The organism is Sphaerochaeta sp. PS (genome assembly GCF_032144095.1).
Lineage (GTDB): Bacteria > Spirochaetota > Spirochaetia > Sphaerochaetales > Sphaerochaetaceae > Sphaerochaeta.
Genome location: NZ_JAVSNJ010000002.1, coordinates 114,497 through 134,418 on the forward strand (window position 1 = coordinate 114,497; position 19,922 = coordinate 134,418).

At 50.4% G+C, this 19,922-nt stretch carries 17 protein-coding genes and 1 other RNA gene; 5 read left to right on the forward strand and 13 right to left on the reverse strand.

Annotation, left to right across the window (positions count from 1 at the left end; all coding sequences use genetic code 11):
• Positions 1 to 120: 120 nt before the first annotated feature.
• Positions 121 to 726 carry a dTMP kinase gene (gene tmk, locus ROJ03_RS03030; RefSeq protein ID WP_313725511.1) on the forward strand — a complete coding sequence of 202 codons (606 nt, stop codon included), beginning with the start codon at positions 121 to 123 and terminating at the stop codon, positions 724 to 726.
• Here tmk and queA read toward each other — a convergent pair.
• The 7 genes from queA to lepB all read right to left on the reverse strand — a co-directional run bounded on the left by queA (position 723) and on the right by lepB (position 6,983).
• On the reverse strand, positions 723 to 1,757 hold the full coding sequence (gene queA / locus ROJ03_RS03035) for a tRNA preQ1(34) S-adenosylmethionine ribosyltransferase-isomerase QueA (RefSeq protein ID WP_313725512.1): 1,035 nt from the start codon (positions 1,755 to 1,757) through the stop codon (positions 723 to 725). The two genes, tmk and queA, sit on opposite strands and share 4 nt — an antisense overlap.
• Complete coding sequence (gene ruvB, locus ROJ03_RS03040) at positions 1,732 to 2,793, reverse strand: Holliday junction branch migration DNA helicase RuvB (protein ID WP_409530489.1); 1,062 nt, start codon at positions 2,791 to 2,793, stop codon at positions 1,732 to 1,734. Before ruvB ends, queA begins: the two co-directional genes overlap by 26 nt.
• 12 nt (positions 2,794 to 2,805) lie before the next feature.
• The gene (gene ruvA / locus ROJ03_RS03045) at positions 2,806 to 3,438 is read right to left on the reverse strand and encodes a Holliday junction branch migration protein RuvA (RefSeq protein WP_313725513.1); all 633 of its coding nucleotides are present in this window, start codon (positions 3,436 to 3,438) and stop codon (positions 2,806 to 2,808) included.
• Complete coding sequence (locus ROJ03_RS03050) at positions 3,435 to 3,929, reverse strand: crossover junction endodeoxyribonuclease RuvC (protein WP_313725514.1); 495 nt, start codon at positions 3,927 to 3,929, stop codon at positions 3,435 to 3,437. Before ROJ03_RS03050 ends, ruvA begins: the two co-directional genes overlap by 4 nt.
• A gap of 3 nt (positions 3,930 to 3,932) precedes the next feature.
• Entirely contained in the window at positions 3,933 to 4,682 is a 750-nt protein-coding gene (locus ROJ03_RS03055) for a YebC/PmpR family DNA-binding transcriptional regulator (protein WP_313725515.1), read from the reverse strand.
• A 97-nt stretch (positions 4,683 to 4,779) separates the two neighbouring features.
• Complete coding sequence (gene hemW / locus ROJ03_RS03060) at positions 4,780 to 5,976, reverse strand: radical SAM family heme chaperone HemW (RefSeq protein WP_313725516.1); 1,197 nt, start codon at positions 5,974 to 5,976, stop codon at positions 4,780 to 4,782.
• Positions 5,976 to 6,983 carry a signal peptidase I gene (lepB, locus tag ROJ03_RS03065; protein WP_313725517.1) on the reverse strand — a complete coding sequence of 336 codons (1,008 nt, stop codon included), beginning with the start codon at positions 6,981 to 6,983 and terminating at the stop codon, positions 5,976 to 5,978. The genes hemW and lepB overlap by 1 nt, the downstream gene beginning before the upstream one ends.
• A 198-nt stretch (positions 6,984 to 7,181) precedes the next feature.
• On the opposite strand from lepB, the gene ROJ03_RS03070 reads away from it, so the two are divergent.
• The 3 genes from ROJ03_RS03070 (at position 7,182) to ROJ03_RS03080 (ending at position 11,035) form a co-directional block, all read left to right on the forward strand.
• Complete coding sequence (locus ROJ03_RS03070; RefSeq protein WP_313725518.1) at positions 7,182 to 8,501, forward strand: SUMF1/EgtB/PvdO family nonheme iron enzyme; 1,320 nt, start codon at positions 7,182 to 7,184, stop codon at positions 8,499 to 8,501.
• A complete protein-coding gene (gene smpB / locus ROJ03_RS03075; RefSeq protein WP_313725519.1) occupies positions 8,502 to 8,972 on the forward strand; it encodes an SsrA-binding protein SmpB in 471 nt (156 codons plus the stop codon).
• Positions 8,973 to 9,820: 848 nt separating this feature from the next.
• On the forward strand, positions 9,821 to 11,035 hold the full coding sequence (locus ROJ03_RS03080) for a tyrosine-type recombinase/integrase (RefSeq protein WP_313725520.1): 1,215 nt from the start codon (positions 9,821 to 9,823) through the stop codon (positions 11,033 to 11,035).
• Here ROJ03_RS03080 and ROJ03_RS03085 read toward each other — a convergent pair.
• Positions 11,012 to 13,462, reverse strand: coding sequence for an excinuclease ABC subunit UvrA (locus ROJ03_RS03085; protein ID WP_313725521.1), 2,451 nt, complete (start codon positions 13,460 to 13,462; stop codon positions 11,012 to 11,014). The genes ROJ03_RS03080 and ROJ03_RS03085 overlap by 24 nt on opposite strands.
• A 263-nt stretch (positions 13,463 to 13,725) precedes the next feature.
• On the opposite strand from ROJ03_RS03085, the gene ROJ03_RS03090 reads away from it, so the two are divergent.
• On the forward strand, positions 13,726 to 14,463 hold the full coding sequence (locus ROJ03_RS03090) for a metallophosphoesterase family protein (RefSeq protein ID WP_313725522.1): 738 nt from the start codon (positions 13,726 to 13,728) through the stop codon (positions 14,461 to 14,463).
• Here ROJ03_RS03090 and ROJ03_RS03095 read toward each other — a convergent pair.
• The 5 genes from ROJ03_RS03095 to ROJ03_RS03115 all read right to left on the reverse strand — a co-directional run bounded on the left by ROJ03_RS03095 (position 14,453) and on the right by ROJ03_RS03115 (position 19,901).
• A complete protein-coding gene (locus ROJ03_RS03095; protein ID WP_313725523.1) occupies positions 14,453 to 15,424 on the reverse strand; it encodes a calcium/sodium antiporter in 972 nt (323 codons plus the stop codon). The two genes, ROJ03_RS03090 and ROJ03_RS03095, sit on opposite strands and share 11 nt — an antisense overlap.
• A 492-nt stretch (positions 15,425 to 15,916) precedes the next feature.
• Positions 15,917 to 16,293: a transfer-messenger RNA gene (gene ssrA / locus ROJ03_RS03100) on the reverse strand.
• Between the two features lie 107 nt (positions 16,294 to 16,400).
• Complete coding sequence (locus ROJ03_RS03105; protein WP_313725524.1) at positions 16,401 to 17,309, reverse strand: ABC transporter substrate-binding protein; 909 nt, start codon at positions 17,307 to 17,309, stop codon at positions 16,401 to 16,403.
• Between the two features lie 45 nt (positions 17,310 to 17,354).
• On the reverse strand, positions 17,355 to 18,368 hold the full coding sequence (locus tag ROJ03_RS03110) for an ABC transporter permease (protein ID WP_313725525.1): 1,014 nt from the start codon (positions 18,366 to 18,368) through the stop codon (positions 17,355 to 17,357).
• 12 nt (positions 18,369 to 18,380) lie between these two features.
• A complete protein-coding gene (locus tag ROJ03_RS03115; RefSeq protein ID WP_313725526.1) occupies positions 18,381 to 19,901 on the reverse strand; it encodes a sugar ABC transporter ATP-binding protein in 1,521 nt (506 codons plus the stop codon).
• Between the last annotated feature and the right edge of the window lie 21 nt (positions 19,902 to 19,922).

The following is a 19,922-nucleotide window of genomic DNA, read 5'->3' on the forward strand; positions in this document are numbered from 1 at the left end:
TATACCCTATTGTGCGTTCTTTGCCACCACTTGCTTGCTACACAGCTAGGGTTTGCACACGAATTGGATTTACGCAATCCCATCTTTACGGTACCATATTGTCGTGCAAGGAGAAATGCAATGTCATCTATTTTGGAAAATCTTATAGTTTTTGAAGGTCTTGATGGAGCGGGAACCACAACACAGATGCAATTGTTGGCAGAATACTGTGACAAAAACCTCCGTTCCTGCAAGGCCACATTTGAACCAACTGACAAGCCTATAGGACGCCTGGTGCGTGCAATCCTGAAAAAACAGGTAGTTACAACCCCTTTGGCGCTTGCGATGCTCTATGCCGCTGACAGGGAGGACCACCTGTACAATCCCGTATATGGCCTGGTCAACGACCTTGAAGAGGGAAAACTCGTCATCTGTGACCGCTATCTCTACTCCTCCCTTGCCTACCAGGGTGTGGAGTGTCCGCTAGAAAAGGTGGAGCAGCTCAACCAGTTTCCGGCCCCAAACTATCTGTTCTTCATCGATACCCCTGTCACCGAATGCATCAGGCGCATCGCCCTTCGCGGTGATGAGGCTGAACTGTTTGACCGGGCAGAGTTCCTGGAAAGCGTAAGGAACAACTATGAAACGTTGTTCAGCGACCTGCCCAAGGATGTGAAGTTCTATCGCCTTGACGGGTTGAAAAGCATCGAGGAGATCGCCCTGGAAATCCAGGGCATCCTGTTCTAGAGTATCAGCATCGCATCGCCATAGCTGAAGAAGTGGTAGCGCTCATCGATCGCATGGCGGTATGCCCGGTCTATGAGCTCTTTTCCTGCGAAGGTCGATACCAGGACCAACAGGGTTGACTCCGGGGTATGGAAGTTGGTCAGCAAACGGTCAACAACCTTCCAGGTGTATCCTGGCTTGATGAAGAGGTTTGTCCTGTTCAGGCCTGGGACGACCCCACCTTTCTCTGCATCATAGGCACTTTCCAGGGTTCTGACACTGGTAGTGCCTGTAGCGACTATGGGTCTACCTTCTGCCTTGGCCTGGTTGATGATTCGTGCACTTTCCCCATCTATCTCATAGCGTTCATAGTGCATGTGGTGGTCCTCAAGATCTTCTGTCCGTACAGGCAAAAAGGTACCAGGCCCCACATGCAGGGTGATGGGAACGATGGTGCACCCCTTTTCCCTGATACGAGAAAGAATTACAGATGTGAAGTGGAGCCCAGCTGTCGGGGCCGCTACCGAGCCTTCACTGCGGGCATAGATGGTCTGGTAGCGGCTCTCGTCCTGAAAGTCATCCTCGCGCTTGATATAGGGAGGCAGTGGCACATGGCCATACTGCTGGAAAAAGAGCTCCCCTACCTCTTCATCAAACTGGACGGTTCTGGTCCCGTCTTCGTTTTCCGAACGAATCTGTGCATGATACAGCGAGGGTTCCTCACCAAAGGTATACCGTTTTCCGACATGTTGCCGCTTGGACTTGGTTACCATTGCCTGCCAGCTTTTGTCCAGGTTTTCCTCAAGGAAGAGAAATTCCACGATACCACCGGTTTCACTGGTTCCAAAGAGACGTGCCTTGCGCACCTTGCTGTTGTTTACCACCAGCACGCTCCCTTCTTCCAGAAAGTCCACAAAGCTGGACATATATGAGTCGACAACCATACCGGTTGCCCTATTCACTACCATAAGCCTATCAGCGCCCCGCTTGTCGGCAGGGCTCTGTGCGATCAGCTCAGGAGGTAGCTCAAAAGAGTATTCCTTGATCTTCATCCATGTTCCTTTTGCAGGGTATCCCAAGCAGGTCGTATGCCTTCTTGGTTGTCATCCTACCCCTTGGCGTGCGTTTCAGATATCCTTTCTGGATAAGGTAGGGTTCATAGAAATCCTCAAGGGATTCGATGGCCTCCCCTACCGATATGCAAAGGGTCTCAGCCCCGACAGGGCCTCCGTCATAGAACTCGATGATGGTCCTGAGGATGTTCCTGTCCTGGGTCTCCAGGCCCTTTGTATCGATTCCCAGCCGTTCCAGCCCATGGTTGACAATTTCGGTAGTTATTTTCCCGTCGCCCATGACTGCGGCAAAATCCCGTAACCGTTTCAGGAGGCGGTTGGCAATACGGGGTGTACCCCGGCTGCACTTTGCAAGCTGCACGATGGCAGGTTTCGCTATCTCGATATCCATGATATGGGCAGACCGTTCAATGATCTGGGCCAGTTCCTTTTCATTGTAGAACTCGATATGCGCTGTAATGCCGAATCGTGAGGAGAGGGGGCTGGATACCGAACCGGCCTTGGTGGTGGCTCCTATGAGGGTAAACTTGGGAAGAGGGATGCGCATTGTCCTGGCAGCCGGACCCTGGCCTATCACCCAGTCGATCTCAAAATCCTCCATGGCAATGTAGAGCATCTCCTCCAGGGCTGGTTTGAGCCGGTGGATCTCATCGATGAAGAATACAGAGCCTTCTGTGACGTTGGTGAGAATTCCCGCCAGGTCCTTTGGCTTGTCCAATGCAGGGGCGCTGGTCATGCGGATCTCTGCCCCCATCTCATTGGCTATGATGGTAGCCAATGTGGTTTTTCCCAGCCCCGGGGGCCCGATCAAGAAGGTATGGTCAAGAGGTTCCCCTCGCCCCCTTGCTGCCTGGACAAAGACTGCGAGGTTATCCTTCAGCCGTTGCTGCCCCTGGAAGTCACAGAGCATCTTGGGTCGGAGGATGTTCTCCTGCTTGTCAGCTTCCTGCTGGAACGAGGTCGAGACGACAGAACTGTGTTGCAGTACATCGAGCTCGCTCATATTGGTTTCCATGCTATCCATGCTCTACCCCAGTGCCACGATGGCACTACGGAAAAGGTACTCTTCCGTTTCGTGGTGGCTAAGGGCAGAGAGCTTCTCCTTCTCCTCAGTCACCAGTTTCTCAACCACATCCTCAACCCTTCTCCGGTCATAGCCCATCTCTACCAATGCATCGAGTATGTCACCCCACATCTTGAGGGATGTGCGTTTGGAGGAAGCGGAGGCGGGCATCTTTTCGTCTTCAAGGACCAGGACATTGCGCAGGGTCAGTATCATCTTCTGCCCGGTCTTGGGTCCAATTCCTGGAATTGTGGAGAGCAGCTTCACATTACCACTGTCCAGAGCCTCTGCCAAATGCTTCACGCTGATGCCAGAGAGTATTTTCAATGCCTGCTTTGAGCCGATCCCTGAGACGGTCTGCAGTTGTTTGAACGCTTCACGCTCAGCCTCATCGATGAATGCAAAGAGCGTCATGCTGTCTTCACGGTGGACCAACGTGGTAAGCAGACGTACGCCTACCCGCTCCTCTCCCTTCAGGTTGCTCAGGCGGCTGGAGGTCTGGGCCGAGACATTGAGGTTGTACTCAATGTCATTGCATCTCAGAACTACCGATGTTTCTGTGACGGAGACGATATCCCCGATAATTGCATTGATCATGTTATGTTCATCCTTACCTGGGTGGCATTATACACTGAATAACAGATTGCTGCAGCCAAGGCATCTGCACTATGGTCAGGCTTGGGAATTGTCTGGAAACCCAGCAGCAGGCGGACCATCTCCTGGACCTGTTTCTTGTCAGCCCCCCCATAGCCTGTGACAGCGCTCTTTATCGTCATGGGACTGAAAAGGTGCACTTCAATGGAGTTCTGGGCAAGCTGGTGCACGATGGCCCCGATCACCTTCGCGACATTTATGGCAGAGCTCACATTCTTGGTAAAGAATATGTCCTCCATGCCACAGACAGCTATCTTCTGGGCAAGGGCTATCTCCCCGACCGACTTTGCAATGAAATGGATCCGGTCATTGTCCGCCATGGCAGGCTGGGTCTTGATGACACCAAAAGAAACAGGCCGGTTGCGTTGTCCATTGGATTCGACAACACCCCAGCCTGTCTGAGCAAATCCTGGATCTATACCTAGGATGAGCATAGGTTATTCTTCGTCACTGTCCTCAAAATCATCGGGAAGCTCCAAGTTGGTGGAAACCTGCTGTACGTCATCAAGTTCCTCGAGCTTGTCGATAATCTTAAGAACCTTGCGGGCCTTCTCTGCATCAAGGGAAACGGTCTGGTCTGCAACCTTTTCTACCTCAGCGCTCTCCTGCTCAAAACCTGCGGCCTGGAGGGCTTCCAGTACGTTGGCGAAGTCAGAGGGGGCTGTGGTTACCTCGATCATTCCATCAGAGGAGGTCACGTCATCGGCTCCATTTTCCAGGGCGACTTCAAAAACCTGTTCTTCAGTATATTTGGTAGCATCATAGGTTATGATACCCTTGGTCTGGAACATATAGGAAACGCAGCCTGTTGCTCCGAGGGTACCACCGCTCTTGGTGAGGGTGCTTCGGACATCACTGGCCGTGCGGTTCTTGTTGTCTGTGAGCGTATCGATGATCAGGGCCACACCACCAGGAGCATATCCTTCATAGGTGAGCTCATAGTACACGGAAGTTCCCAATTCTCCAGAACCCTTCTTGATGGCCCTGTCGATATTGTCTTTCGGCATGTTCTCGGTTCTTGCCTTGAGCACTGCAGTACGCAATCTTGCATTGGATTCGGGGTCAGGACCGCCCATCTTTGCAGCGACTGAAATCTCTTTGATCAATTTCGTGAACTTCTGACCGCGCTTTGCGTCAGCGATACCCTTCTTGTGTTTGATAGTAGCCCATTTACTATGGCCTGACATAATTGAACCTCTTAAATTTATAGAATCTTGCGTATATTGCAACCCATCAAAGCTATCACAACGTTCCATACCGGTCAAGGGGTGATAAACCTGTTGGTTATCCTAGGGCCAAGGCAAATCGGAGTACGATCTCATCCAGGACCATATATCCAATTTCAGTCAAGACAAATCTTTGTGGGGATTTGGCGTACCAATCATCCTGCAAACTCTCTACTACAGACCCAAAGGTTTCGTCAAAAGAGAGGGAAAAACGTTTCTCGAACACTATTTTATCAATGCCCACATCAGTGCGAAGTGCCATCATGCAATACTCTTCCAGGTGTTCCTTTTCGGTAAGCGTTTCTGCCACATATCCTGAGAAATCCTTCCCCTGGGCATAGGTCGCAAGGTCCTCTTCCTGGCTGTAGTGACAGAGCGTCTGCCCACCTCTTATGGCAGAGACTGCGCTGCTTCCCAAACCCAGATAGCTTTCAAGATTCCAGTAGGTTCTGTTATGCTTGCAGTATTTGGATCCTTTACAAAAGTTCGATACCTCATAATGGCTGAACCCAAGGCTTTTCAGATGGTCCCACACCCCCCAGAGAAAGGCCTCCTGCCCATCTTCATCAAGGACAGGCAGCAAACCTTTTGACACTTTGTCCGATAGGGCGGTACCCTCTTCCACGGTAAGGCAATAGAGGCTGATATGGGACGGGTCGGCAAGGCAGACGATCTCATCGATATCGGCCTTTGCCATCGCAAGGGTCTGCCCTGGAAGGCAGACCATGAGGTCAAAGGAGAGGTCCGTACCATAGAGGTCGTGCACCTCCTTTGCCAGGGAAATACCCTTGAGGTTATCATGGCGTCGGGCATTCCTTCCCAAGGTAGCAAGGACTGTGTCATCCATGCTCTGGATGCCCATGCTGAGCCTGGTGACTTTTTTTGAGGCAAACAGGGGAAACAAGGAGGTGTCGAAGGTCTCAGGGTTCATCTCGATGGTGCACTCTTCGCTCTTCCCATGGGATTGGGCAAGAGCTAGCATGCCATCAAGTTGTTGGTAGGTCAGACAGCCTGGATTTCCTCCCCCAATAAATATGGAGGAAAAAGGCCGATCATGGCGGAGGACAATCTCCTCCAGCTCATGCATAAGGCGGTCCATGTACGGTTGCCTATGTTCCAGCCAGCTCTCTTCTGGTTCCGAGTAGAAGGCACAGTAGGAGCAGCAGGTGGTACAAAACGGAATATGCACATAGAGGGAAAGCTGGTCAGGAAGGGTCGAAAAAACATGGGAGGAGGGTTTTGCAGAGGGTGGCACTATTTGTTCCCTAGGTAGCCTATTCTCTTGAAAGGCCAGAAACGGAAGCGTACACTGCCGTTGATCTTCTTCTGGGAAACAGGGCCAAAATACCGACCGTCACGGGAGTTGTCACGGTTGTCCCCTAGGGGAAGGATGGACCCATGGGGTACATAGGTGCCCATCTGGTACCTTGCACTGTCACTTCTGTAGGAGAAGTTGCTAGGGTCATAGAGGTCCTTTGTCCTGGCTCGGGAGGCCTCAAACTGATACATGTCGTCAGGGTAGTTGTCATCCTGTACAGATGCATAGGCTGAGCTCAGGTAGGAAGGTGCAGACTGGGAAGGAACCGACACATCCTTGTATCCAAACAAGGAACCCCAGGCCTGTATCCCTGCATACAAGGAGGGAGAAACAGAGCGATGGGGGCCATCGACCAGGGAGTTCTCTTTTCGGAAAAGCTCCTCAGGGACAAACTCATTCGATCCTGCCTTCCTTATCTGCACATTCCCATCACGGAACCGGACGACTTCACCCGGAAAGCCAATGGCACGCTTCACATAGAGTCTTTCGGCTACTGAGCCATCCTCGTTCTTGTCGATGTTGACCAGGGAGAAGGTTCCCATATAGAGGATCTGTGACAGCACATCAAAGAAAGGTCCCTTGGAAACATATTCAGGGTTGTAGAAGGTGATGATGTCATCACGCTGCACCTGACGGTTGGTTGAGAGCACCTTGGGACCACCGGGATAGACCTCGATGCCGTAGATGGTCTTGCTGACAAACACCCTGTCCCCTATGTTCATGGTGGACACCATGGAGGGCGAGGGTATGAGAAAGAGTTGGAAGAGGTATTGGTTGATGAGCAGCACTGCAAAGACTGCAAATACCAGGGCATCGGCCCACCCTTTTACTTCACCCAGGAGGGTACGGGGTTGCCTGTTGGCCAACTCCAAGGCCTTTTCTGCCTTCCGTCGAGTAAGAATGCGCACAGTCGTCTTTTCTAGGTTTGTCAGCATTTCATCCATAGAAACCAAACTATCACAATAGGTTCGAGTTGACAAGCAGAGCCATGCTGGATACCTTTAGCAAGTATGAAAAGACATATGGAACTTCCCAACGTAGATGAAGTGCAGCTTCCTCACTTCCTAGGCCTGAGACCTGGCGTATATATACTGACTTTGCTTATACTTGCAATAGGTATTGCAGTTTTTGTGCTATGCTTCTTGCCGGGAATTCTCAAGGGAGGGCGATATGTCACCTTCACGAGCCCCCTTACGCAAACAGGTGTCTCTATTGACGGCACCTATCTGGGGGGGACGCCCTACCAATTCTTTGTACAGAGCGGGGAGCATGAGGTCACCTTTACCAAAGGTGGTGTAGAGGTGCAGAAAACGACACTCAAGGTTGACCACCCCCTATTCCTGACCTGGCTAGTGCATAGAACTGCAAAACTGGAAGCTGACATCACCGGCCTTTCGAAAGAGAGCAAGCTGGCAATACATAGGTTCAACTTGCAGGAAGTCATCGCATACAGCAGCATCACCACTTTTGATGTAGTCCATCCATACCCGCCGGTCTTCACCAATTTTGCTCAAGATGCACTTGCCATGGATCTGGATGAAAAAACCCTAGGTGACAGTTTTGCCCTGGCCACAAACTTCATAACCTCCCAAGCGATGTTCGAAGATGCCCTTCAGGCAAAAGAGATGCTCGCCATTACAACACCCCTCATTGAAAAGACCTTGCAGGTAGCCAATGATTTGTTCAAGGATGCGACAACCGCTGGGGTTGGACTGCAGGGTCAGGCCCTCACGACCAAGGGAAGACAGACGAAGCTCCAAGCTGGTGATTTTATCCAGAGTGGACTCTCCTACCCTTCTCTCACCTTTGTGATGGGATCAACCACCCCCTCCATTTTCCCTGAGACCAACAAGGCCGGGGTCACCGTAACGACTGAACCGTTCAGCCTTGCTACCACTCCTGTAAGCCAATACCAGTGGGCCCTCTTCATCGAGGAAAACCCCCAGTGGGATAAAACCCAGGTGGCGAACCTTCAATCAGCAGAGCTCACCGATTCATTCTACCTGAGCGGAATCCTTCCCTCAGTCGTCTTTGCCACGGGAAAGCCTGTAACCAACATCAGTTACAAGGCCGCCCAGGCCTTCTGCTCCTGGCTCACCGCCAAGACAGGAAAAACCGTATTCATCCCTAGCCAAGAGATGTGGACAGTTGGCGCAAAGGATGCCAGCGGGAAATCCTACACACGGACGCTGACCATCACCGACGAAGACCTCACGAGCCCATCGGCAATGCTGGGAGGCGTCTGGGAGTTCACCCAGACCCCCTACATCCCCCTACAACGCCTTACGGACTACCAGCAGGTAGCAAGGCTCTATGCACAATGTGCGCTCACCTCAGATGTCATCGTAAAGGGTGGCAGCTACCTGAACCCCCCTGCCTCCATCACCGAACATACGGTTGGAGCTGTCGACCCTACTGCATGCGGAGACCTCATTGGGTTCCGCATCGCCTGGAAAGAGTAAATGAAACAGGACAAGAATACATTCAAGCCACTGCAGAAAAACAAGAAGGCATATTTCAACTATGAGGTGATCGAGGATCTCGAGTGCGGTATCGCACTCGCTGGTACCGAGGTCAAGTCAATCCGGGATGGCAAATTCAGCTTCTCAGACAGCTACGTGACAGTCAGCAATAACGCCCTGACGCTGGTAGGTCTTACCATCCAGCCCTACACCCATGGAAACCTCAACAACCATGACCCTATGAGAAACAGAAGGTTGCTTGCCCATAAGCAGGAGATCAAGAAGTTCAAGCGGAAGGTCGACGAAAAGGGCTTTACCCTTGTACCTACCTCCATCTACCTCAAGGGCAACCTGGTCAAGGTCCAGGTATCCCTCTGTAGAGGAAAGCAGATGCACGACAAGCGTGCCGCCGCCAGGGAGAAGGATATGAACATTGACATGAGAAGAGAGATCAAGCAGATGCAGTACTAGGTGGTACAATAGTTCCTCCAACGATTACCAACTGAAAACAGGGCCTTCTTCATACATGAAGAGGGCTTTTCTGTTTGTAAGGACAGAGATAGCCAATCACTTGGCCAAGACTCCCAATGACAGGCTATCCCCCTTCCCTCAAGGGGTAATGGATAGGGCTAGCGGCATGAATACTCCTGCCAAGCATCTAAAAAGACTTGTCCAATTGATAAAAAATACAAAAACAATACTTTTATACTAAAAAATTACAAAAAACTAATACCAATAGACAAGGTTTTATCAATATTAGATAATAATACCCAAATTTTTATATAAATTTTAGATACAAATGCATTGGTATATCAATATTTCTTATTAGTTTCCTTTCCAGTTTTTATAAATAGCAATTTTGTTTTATGTAAATTTGCATAAATTTTTGTATATGTATATACATGCAAATTTACAAGTATAATAAAATATACTGTAACTACCTAATAAAATTCCAACTATACCGACGAATACCATAATACTGTTATTTAAACTAAAATAATTTGTACTTTAACCAAATTATTTCAGGTGTAATAAGATATATTATATTTGTTTTAGATTATTTATCAATTGTACGAAATGTAAATGGAATGCATTTACAATGGTTACACAATAGGTATACATATCAATTTTGTTCACCTCCAATTTACCTACTTACTTTTAACAAGTAAGAAGATAGAAAAGGAAATCTTGACATATATTTGGTGATAAACTACTATATAGAAGTCTTTTATACGGTTTATTCTTAGTGCTTTGAAAGTGAACAAAACCACATGATTGAACAGATGTTTGAACATATTCACTCTTTTGGAGGATTACCCATGGTGACCAGTGCACCCTTCACGCTATGCAGGATTACACGATCTGAGAGGATATATTGGTATGCCCTGTTCAGGAATCCCGAGACAGGAGAGCGTACAAACAAGAAGAGCGTAGAGATGCTCCGCAAGGAACTGGGAATAGTTTCCCAGCATCCTGTCAAACGACGTGATGAAGCTATCCTCATATGCCAGAAAGCGTTGGACCAAGGCTTGATCTTTGGGAAGAGGGAACCGATAACCTTGTACTCCTATCTGAAGAGTTTCTACGATTGGGATAGCAGCCCCTATGTGGAGAGGCGAAACCTCCTCGATCCCGGCAGTATCTCCAAGGACTATATAGCTACCAGAAAGAACTTGCTGGCCAATCATATCTTGCCACGAATCAAACCCAATCTGTTCTTGTCTGCAGTTACACTCAACCAGTTGGAACAAATACAGCTTTCTTTGGTAAAAGAGGGAAAACTAGCTTCGACAACCATCAACTTGTGCATGGGTGCGCTCTCTCTTGCCTTGGGTGAAGCCCAGAAAAGGTCCCTGATCCCTTCTACCCTCGCCTATAGGGTACAGCCATTGAAGAGTGTCCATCGGGTACGGGGCATACTCAGCGAGGATGAATTGAGGTCTTTCATGCACTATTTGAAGAAGCAGGGAGAGGAGAGGATCTACCTTGCCTGCCTGCTCTCGCTTTTGACAGGCATGCGTAGCGGAGAATTGCGTGCCTTGCAGTTTACTGCCATAGGGGATGGGATCATCACCGTTGACCAGGCATATGCAGACAAGGCAGGACTTAAGGAACCCAAAGGGAAGAAAACCCGATATGTCCCGTGTCCCACATTCCTCTGTGATGCCTTGAGGGATCTATCCATAGCAAACCCCAATCCCAATGCCCACCATCTGGTATTTTGGAGCAAGAGAGGAGGTGGCTTTGTTTCCAGCCACTATTTCAGCGAACGATTGCAAGAGGAACTGGAACGATCTGGAGTGATGACGAAAGAGGAGATGGTTGAACGGAATATCACCTTCCACTCACTCAGGCATATTGCCAATACCCTTTTGAGGGGCTCGGTTGACGAGCATGTACTTCGCTTGACCATAGGACACAGCAGCGAACAGCTATCCGACCTCTATACACACCTGAGCCAGAGGGGGCTAAAGAGCGTTGAGTTGGCACAGCAGAACAATATACTTCCCCTACTGGGTGAGGATACTCCCTAGACCAAGGTATCGTGCTGTATAGCTATTGCTGGCACTACCAATCCCTGACAAGGGACCGCTGTACAACAGCTCTCCACCCTTGTCCCCACCTTCGGGGCCAAGGTCTACGATCCAGTCTGATTGTTGGATCAACTGCAGGTTGTGCTCCACTACGATAAGGGTTGCACCTCTTTTGACCATCTCCTGGAGGAGGGAGATGAAATGCTCAACGTCCTGGGGGTGTAGACCAATCGTTGGTTCATCCATGAGATAGAGCACCTTTTTGGATTGCCTCTTCTGTCTGGACAGGGCCCTGGCCAATTTCAGCCTCTGTGCCTCCCCACCCGAAAGGGTCGGGATGGTCTGGCCTAGCTCAAGGTATCCAAGGCCGACATCCAGCAGGATAGTGAGCAACCGCTGGATGGGCCAGTTGCTGCAAAACAGATGGGAGGCCTCTTCCACCGTCAAAAGCAGGATATCGTTGATGGAGTGCCCCTCATGCAAGACGGAGAGAACCTCCTCATTGAAACGCTTTCCGTTGCAGGAAGGACAGACAACCTCCCTGGAAGCAAAGAACAGCAAGGTGTTCTCGATGGAACCCAATCCTTCACACCGCTCGCACCTTCCCCCTTTGCTGTTGAACGAGAAGCTCTTGGCCGAAAGATGGGGCTTATCCAATTTGGCTTCCTGGGCGAACAGGTTCCGGATCGGGGTATAGATATCCATGAACGTAGCAACATTCGATCGTTTCATCGCCCAAATGGAAGGCTGGTCGAGTACAACCACCTCATCAAACGCTGAGGTGATCGTGGGCTCCTCTGCCAAATGGTCAAACACCAACGTCGTCTTGCCGGAGCCAGAAACGCCGGTAACGACGGTCAGGCACCCAATGGGGAACTGGACGGTCAGGTTGTGAAGGTTGTGCCTTGTTGCATTGGTTACGGTAAGGAAAAGCTGAGAGCCATCCCTGGGATTCCTCTCAATCTGTTTCTGCCTGAAAGAACCGGTAACAGAGCTCGGCTGCGATCGCAATTCGTTGAGGGTACCACTGCCTATCAGGCGGCCACCATATCTGCCTGCACCGGGGCCCAGGTCAAAAATCATATCGGCTTGTTGCATGACCGTTGGGTCGTGTTCGATCACCAGAACGGTATTTCCCTTGTCCCTGAGCAGTTTCATTTGTGTTATCAGGTTCTGCGTATCCTTGGGATGGAGGCCCGTTGTTGGCTCATCAAGCATATAGATGATACCGGTAAGCGAAGAGTTCAAGGCGGAGGAAAGCCTAAGCCTCTGCATCTCCCCTGAGCTGAGGGTGATGGTCTGCCTATCGAGACAGAGGTATCCAAGCCCTGTCTGCATGAGACCCTCCAGTTTGGTAAAGAGCGCAAGCAGATAGGACTCAACATACAGGTGTTGTTGTCGGTCGAGGGATTGGGAGAGATGTTCGACCCATTGCAGGAGATCCTGCACATTCATGGCTGATAGCTCAGGAAGGCGCTTACCCAAGAGGGTGGCTTCCCGTGAAAGGGGTTGCAGCCGTTCGCCATGGCAAGCCGGACAGGGCGTTTGGACAAAGAACTCCTGCAGTCCCTTAGTGACACCCTTCTCTTCTGCAATCCTTCTCAGCAGTGTTGTATACACCCCTTCGAATTTTCCCTCTGCTTGGGTTTTTGGCAGCCCAATGGTTGGGAACAACCCTTTGACCTGTTCACTTCCCGTCCCATACAAAAGCAAGGTCCTCTGTTCATGGGAGAAATTGCCAAGCTTGAGGCCTGCTACGGGAGCAAGCGAGTAATGGTTCAGCGCCTTGTTGAAGGTTTCGATCTGGTACTCCTTGTACCGCTGCTTCCAAAACACCACAGCCCCTTCATCCAAGCTGAGCCCGTCATGGAGCACCCTCTTGGCATCGATCTCCCAGACCACACCCAAACCCTGACAGGTAGGGCAAGCACCTTCTGCGGTGTTGAAGGAAAATTCAGTACAGGTTAGTTTTCGCATCTGCTTCTTGCAGTGAGGACAAGTCTGGTAGACTAGGACTTGATCCTGCTCCTTGACCACTTCATCAAGGACAGAAGATTGTGCAAAGCTGCCAGCACAGTAGGGGCAGCTCCTCTGGGAGATTTTTTCAAAGACAAGTCTCAGGTCAGTATACATGTCGGTAACGGTCCCTACGGTCGATCGGGGATTCCTGTTCTTGTCTGTCTGGGAGATGAGTACCGCTGGTGAGAGATTGGTGATGGACTCTACTTTCGGCTTTGCCATTCCCTGAAAGCCCATGGCCTCCAGGTATTGGCGCTGGGCCTCCTGAAACAATACATCATAGAGCAAAGTAGTCTTCCCCGAGCCTGAAACCCCGGTAAACACAACCAGCTTGTTCCGAGGGATAGCCAGGGAAATGTGTTGGAGATTTTTCTCATAGGCTCCCTGTACGAAGATGTACTCTTTCATGGCTGTATTCTAGGATGAGATGGAGCGAGAAAACAAGGTGTCTAACTAGGATATACGAGCAAAAGCCTACAGCGTACAAAACCCCTTGGAAGCTGTGAAATACCTGTACAATAGCAAGGATTCGTAGCCAAAGGTATGGTTGAAATGGTTGTTCAAGCGATTGCAGGCATGAATTGCGTATTCTGGCGGGTCAACTAGTTTCCTTGACTTGCGTTGCATGGTACAGTTTGGATAACTTTTCTAGGTAATAGATAGGAGAAACGATGAAACTTGCAGTTCTCAGTGATGTTCATGGAAACTATAGGGCCCTGGAAGCAGTGCTCCTTGATACCAAGGAATTGGGTGTTGACCATATCCTCTTTCTTGGGGATCTGGTTTATATGGGCCTCGATCCGCAACCCTGTTTTGACCTGTTGATGACAAACAAGCCCTTGGTAACCATAAAAGGAAATACTGACGCCACTATTGAAGGCATCAAGGGTAATGTACCCACTTCTGATAGTGAAAAAGAGATGCACAAGTTTGTCCGCTATACAGACATCCGCATGAAACAAGAATCAAAACAGCTGTTGAAGACCTGGTCGATTTCCCAACGGGGGGAAATAGGCAACGACCCATTCATTTTCTGCCACGGAAGCCCATACTCCTTCAATGAGGCCATCACAGCCGATATGAAGGTTGGTTCGGAACTCTATGACAAGCTCATGGGTGAGGACGCATCGGTCATTCTCTGTGGTCATACTCATGTGCCAGCCGATTTTATGCTTGGGGAAAAACGCATCATCAATCCAGGAGCCGTAGGCTACAGCTTTGATGGTGATGTCAGACCCTCCTACGCCCTCCTGGACATACAGAACCAGAGAGTCAATGCCATCATCAGGCGGGTTGACTATGACCGTGAGATGTATTTGAGTGAAGTTGAGCATGCCACCCATAGCTTCAGGCCCTTTGCCAGTCTGGCCTATGCACTGAAATATGGAAGGCCCGACCCTAAGGCGTAACTATTGTCTTGATGAGGTAGGAAGTGTACAAGAGGTATATGCATACCAGGAAGGCTCCCTCAAACCGGTTGATCCTTCCCTTCCTGCCATTGAAGCCGTAGCCAATGACAAACAAGGATATGGTAAGCAGTGCCATTAGGGTCATGTCCCTGTAGACAGTGGTACTTTCGACTGCAGTGGGGTGGATGACCCCTGAAATCCCGACAACAGCCAGGGTATTGAAGAGATTGGAGCCGATGATATTGCCGATGGCGATGTCAGGCTCCCCTTTTCGTGCTGCCACGATCGAGGAGGCAAGCTCCGGCAGGGAGGTGCCTACTGCCACTACGGTCAGGCCAATGATGGTATCGCTGACCCCAAAGTGGTGTGCTATCTCTACAGCAGCCCATACCAATACCCTGGAGCTGCCAATGAGGATGACCAGGCCTGAGAGCAGTTTCCAGATGGCCTTGGAAAGGATAACATCCTTTTTCATCTCATGCTCGGTCTGCCTACCCAAAGAGTCGGTATTCTTCCTCATCCCCTGGATAACTGACCAGGTCATCAGAAAGGCAAAAAGCACCAGAAGGTAGAGTGCATTCCAAAATGAGAGGTAGAGGTCCATAAGCAAAAGGATAGAGATACCGGTAATGAAGGTAAGTATCGGCAACTCCTTGCGTAGGATTGCCGAGTGTATCCGTACTGGGGTGATGATGGCTGTAAGCCCAAGAATGAGTGCTATGTTGGCAATATTCGAACCATAGGCGTTTCCCAAGGCAATCCCAGGATTTCCCTGTATTGCGGCAAAGGTCGATACCACCAACTCAGGGGCTGAAGTGCCAAAGCCTACGATAACCATTCCAATGAGCAGGGAGGGCATGCCAAAGAACTTTGCGGTGGATGAGGCACCCTCTACAAAACGATCAGAACTCCACAACAAAAGCAAAAGACCTAAAACAAGAAGAATACTGGGTATAAGCATAAAAATCCTTTACATGGGGAGAAAGAACAAGAACGCGATCACACCGGACGCGTTCTTGCATATCATCATAGCATAGTTTGGCAAGATTTCTCAACTAGGTAAACCTGCACTCCTTCCTTCAATTCTGTGGCAAAGGTAGGTGATAGTGTCTGCTATATACCTATTCTACGGCATCCAGGGCCAAAGAGGAGGATGTGGTGACAACCCCATGCATAGTCTCGGTGACGACGGTCCCCCAATTTGTATCCTTGACGGAGATTGTAGGCAACCTTGTTGTTTTGTAGTGTGGCAAACTTAGAAAAGTATTGGTATACTGGTCCATGGGCATCCTTCCTTTAGTGTTGTTAGTGGTTAATCAATACTAACAGAAGAGATGCCCTTTATCAAATTTCAAAAACCAAGTGCATTATGTAGGTATTTAAGAACCCACTGATGTTTGGTTTGAACCACAAAATAGCCGGACCACTCTTTTGAGCAATCCGGCTATTGGTGTTTTGGAGGTGGGGGGATTCGAACCCCCGTCCTAACGTGCCACCCAATGACGTCTACAAGCTTAGCCAATGTTCTTTGTTTCCGAAGGTAGCTAGGTACACCAGCAAAACGCGCTTCCTTCGTATCCTACTGTAGTTTCCCCCCAGATCGCAGGCCTCTCTGGGAGTAAGCCCCTATTTTTACAGGTTACCGGTGCTTAAGAGCGGCAGCAGCCAGGCCTGTACGCATTCGTGCTATTAGGCAGCGAGAGCGTATTCTGCGTTGAAGGAGACTTCGTCTTCTTTTTTGGCAGTTAAAATTTTTGCTAGTTTTAGGAGTTGGCGCTCCGCTTGCAGCCATTGGCCTGATCTTCCGCCAGTCGAAACCGAAACACCCCCGAAGGAAAAATCCTTTGGAGTAACCATACTATACAAAAAAAAGGCTATAAAGGCAAGAAGGGACCACCCACAAGGATAGTCCCTTCGAAGCTACGACTCTCTATCGCCTAGAGATTGGCTTTGGTCAGTACCGAAACGCCGGTGTCAAAATAGGCTGCACCGATGGCTTCGCCCTTCAGGGCACGTACTGCTGTCTTCATGCCCTCATAGCCCATGACATCAGGATTCTGGGCCATGGTGCACAGGAGGTTACCACTCTTGATAAGGGAGAGGATCATATCGGACTTGTCAAAACCAACGCCAACGACCTTCTTGCCAGCCTCGGCAATAGCATTACCGACACCAACAGTTGATCCTTCGTTTGCACCAAAGAGTCCTACAACGCCCTGGGTTATGAAGTTTGCACCCATGTCCTTGGCACGAGCTGCATCACCATCACAATACTGGGTCTCAAGAAGCTGGAAACCAGTTCCTTCAAAGGTCTTGCGGAAGCCAGCTTCACGGGCAACGGTGGATGCTGTTGCGCTGTTGACAGAAATGATACCAATCTTACCGGAGGTTACGCCATTACCCTTCAGGGCATTGAGCAGTTCCTTACCGGCAGTAGCACCGGCAGCGGTGTTGTCGGTTGCAAGGGTCTGTACTGCAGGATAGTTTGCTGCAGAGTCAACATAGACAATCTTCACACCAGCACTCTCTGCTTCCTTGAGGGCGGCTGTAACGGCATTGGGTCCGTTTGCAGCGAGCAGGATGGCATTGGCACCGCCTGCGACGGCATTGTTGATGCTTTCAATCTGTTTTGCATCATCCTTTACGTCGGGGGCAAGCCACTTGTAGGTGATGCCACCAAGTTCGGTAGCGGCCTTCTGAGCACCCTTGTCAACATTTACCCAGTGCTGGTCCATCTGGTCCATGGTGATCAGATAGATTTTATACCCTGAAGCTTCCTTTGCACCTTGGGCAAACAACGAGGTTGCCAGAACGAGTACACACAGTACGATCGCAATCTTTTTCATAACAGTTCTCCTTTTTTCTATGTACTACACCTCACGTGTTAGTATTCAAACAGCAGAAGCTCCACGCTTCCTTCTCAAGCCCTTTCCTGAACGTACAATGACATCCAGCAGGACAGAGACCACGACGATGACCCCGATGACAATGTTCCTGATGGCAACGGGTGCCCCTGCAAACTGCAGGCCATTTTGCAATACGCCCCAGATGGAAGCGCCTATTACGGTACCAAAGAGCAGCCCCTGGCCACCCAAGGTAGAGATTCCCCCGATTACCGAGGCAGCGACAGCGTAGAGCTCATAGCTGTTACCCGCATCCATGGTACCCATGCCGCTGGTTGCACTGGTGATGAGCCCTACCACACCGGAAACAAAGGCAGAAACCATATAGGCCTTGTTTGTGGCGCTAATGACGTTCACCCCACTGAGCCTTGCTGCCTCAACGTTGGAACCTATCGCGTAGATATGCCTTCCACTACGGGTGCGTGTCAGGATGAAGTTGAATATGAACCAGAGTACCGCCGCTATCCAGATGGTGTTGAACAGGCCGAAGGTCTTTCCGTAGTAGAAGAAATCCCTGAACCCCTGTGCCGCTTCACCGATGCTGTCGGTGTTGTAGTTGTTGTTCGCTATCTGTGCGATTCCCCGGGCTATGGTCATGGTGCCCAGGGTTGCAATGAAGGGAGGGAGCTTCGCAAAGGAGACCAGAAGACCATTGGCAAGCCCTACTGCAAGACAGCAGATGAGGGTGACGATGACAGCAACCCAGGGATTGGCCCCTTTGGTCATCATCGTTGCGCTGATCATGCAGCTCATGCCCACCACAGAGCCAATGGAGAGGTCGATGTTGCCGGTTATGAGCACATAGGACTGGCCTATGCCGATCAGGATGATCGGGGCGATCTGGCGCAACAGGTTTGATATGTTCCTCGAAGAGAAGAACACTGGGTTCATGATGCCAAACACCACGTACAGCACAATGAGTCCCACGGTAACCGTAAGCACCTGCCCTATCCCGCGTACGGCCAATATTCGTTTGATTGGATTGCCCTGTTCTCTGCTCATTATCCCTTCCTATCAGTTCTGGTTTTCCAGTTTATGTTCAAAACGGGTGGCGTACTCCATGATCTTCTCCTGGGTAGCTTCCGAACGATCGAGCTCGCCGGTGATCCTGCCATCGCACATGACCAGGATGCGGTCGGAAACACCAAGGATCTCCGGCATCTCGCTAGAGACAAACATTACGGCAATGCCGTTCTGTTTGAGCTCATTCATCAGATGGTAGATCTCGACCTTTGCAGCGACATCGATGCCACGGGTAGGTTCATCAAAGATGACGACCTTGCTGTCCCTTGCCAACCACTTGCCCACCACCACCTTCTGCTGGTTTCCCCCCGAAAGGGAGGATGCATCGACCTCACTGGTAGGCAGTTTCACCCCCAGGTCCTGGACAGCCTTCTTTACCATCGTTCGTTCACGCTTGCGGTTGATTATACCCGCCTTGTTGCAGAGAATATCCAGATTCGGTAAGCCGATGTTTTCCCGGACAGAGAGCTTGATGCACAAGCCATCACGCTTGCGGTCCTCAGGAACCAATACCAGACCGGCCTCAATCGCATCCTCGGGACAGGTAATGGTAACGGCCTTTCCTTCGAGCACAATATCTCCGCTTTCTTTGGGATCCACTCCAAACAAGGCCCGGGTAGTCTCGGTACGCCCGGCTCCCATGAGCCCTGCGATCCCGAGGATCTCACCCTGGTAGAGGTCCAGGGAGATGTCCCGGACCATCCTACCGGCATTGAGATTCCTGATGGAGAGGGTAAGCTTGCCTCTATTGGCTGGAATCCGGGGGAATTTTTCCTTGATCTCACGGCCTACCATATAGGAGATGATCTGGTTCATGGTCAAGCTCGAAAAGGGTTGTTCGGTGATGAACTTCCCGTCGCGCATGATGGTCACCCTGTCGACAATATGCTGCAGTTCTTCCAGGCGATGGCTGATGTAGACAATGCTACAGCCGGTTGACCGGAGCTTTCGTATCAAGGTAAAGAGCTGGGTAATCTCGACGCTGGTGAGGGCACTGGTTGGTTCATCCATAATGAGGATCTTTGCCTTTGACTGCAAAGCCTTCGCTATCTCTACCATCTGCTGCTTTGAAACTGCAAGCGAACCCAGGACCATGGTAGGGTCAATGTCTATCTGTAGGGAGTCAAGGACATCCTTGGCCTGCTGGTTCATCTCCCGCTCGCTGAGGAGGCTACCTCTGGTAAGTTCCTTTCCCAAAAAGATATTCTGGGCAACAGTGAGGTGGCTGCACATGTTCAGTTCCTGGTGAATCATCGAGACACCGAGAGCCTGTGCCTTCCTTGGGTTGAGGTCCCCCTCAATGGAGGTCCCGAACAGGAGGATCTCTCCACTGTCGCGGGTATAGACACCGCTGAGAATCTTCATGAGGGTGGATTTGCCTGCCCCATTCTCACCAAGCAGTGCCATGACCTCACCTGGTCGGAGGGTAAAGGAGACATCGTCCAATGCGCGTACCCCGGGAAAGGTTTTGGTGATGTTGCGCATCTGGACGCTGTATTGGGAATCACTCATGCAACGGCTCTCCTTTACCCT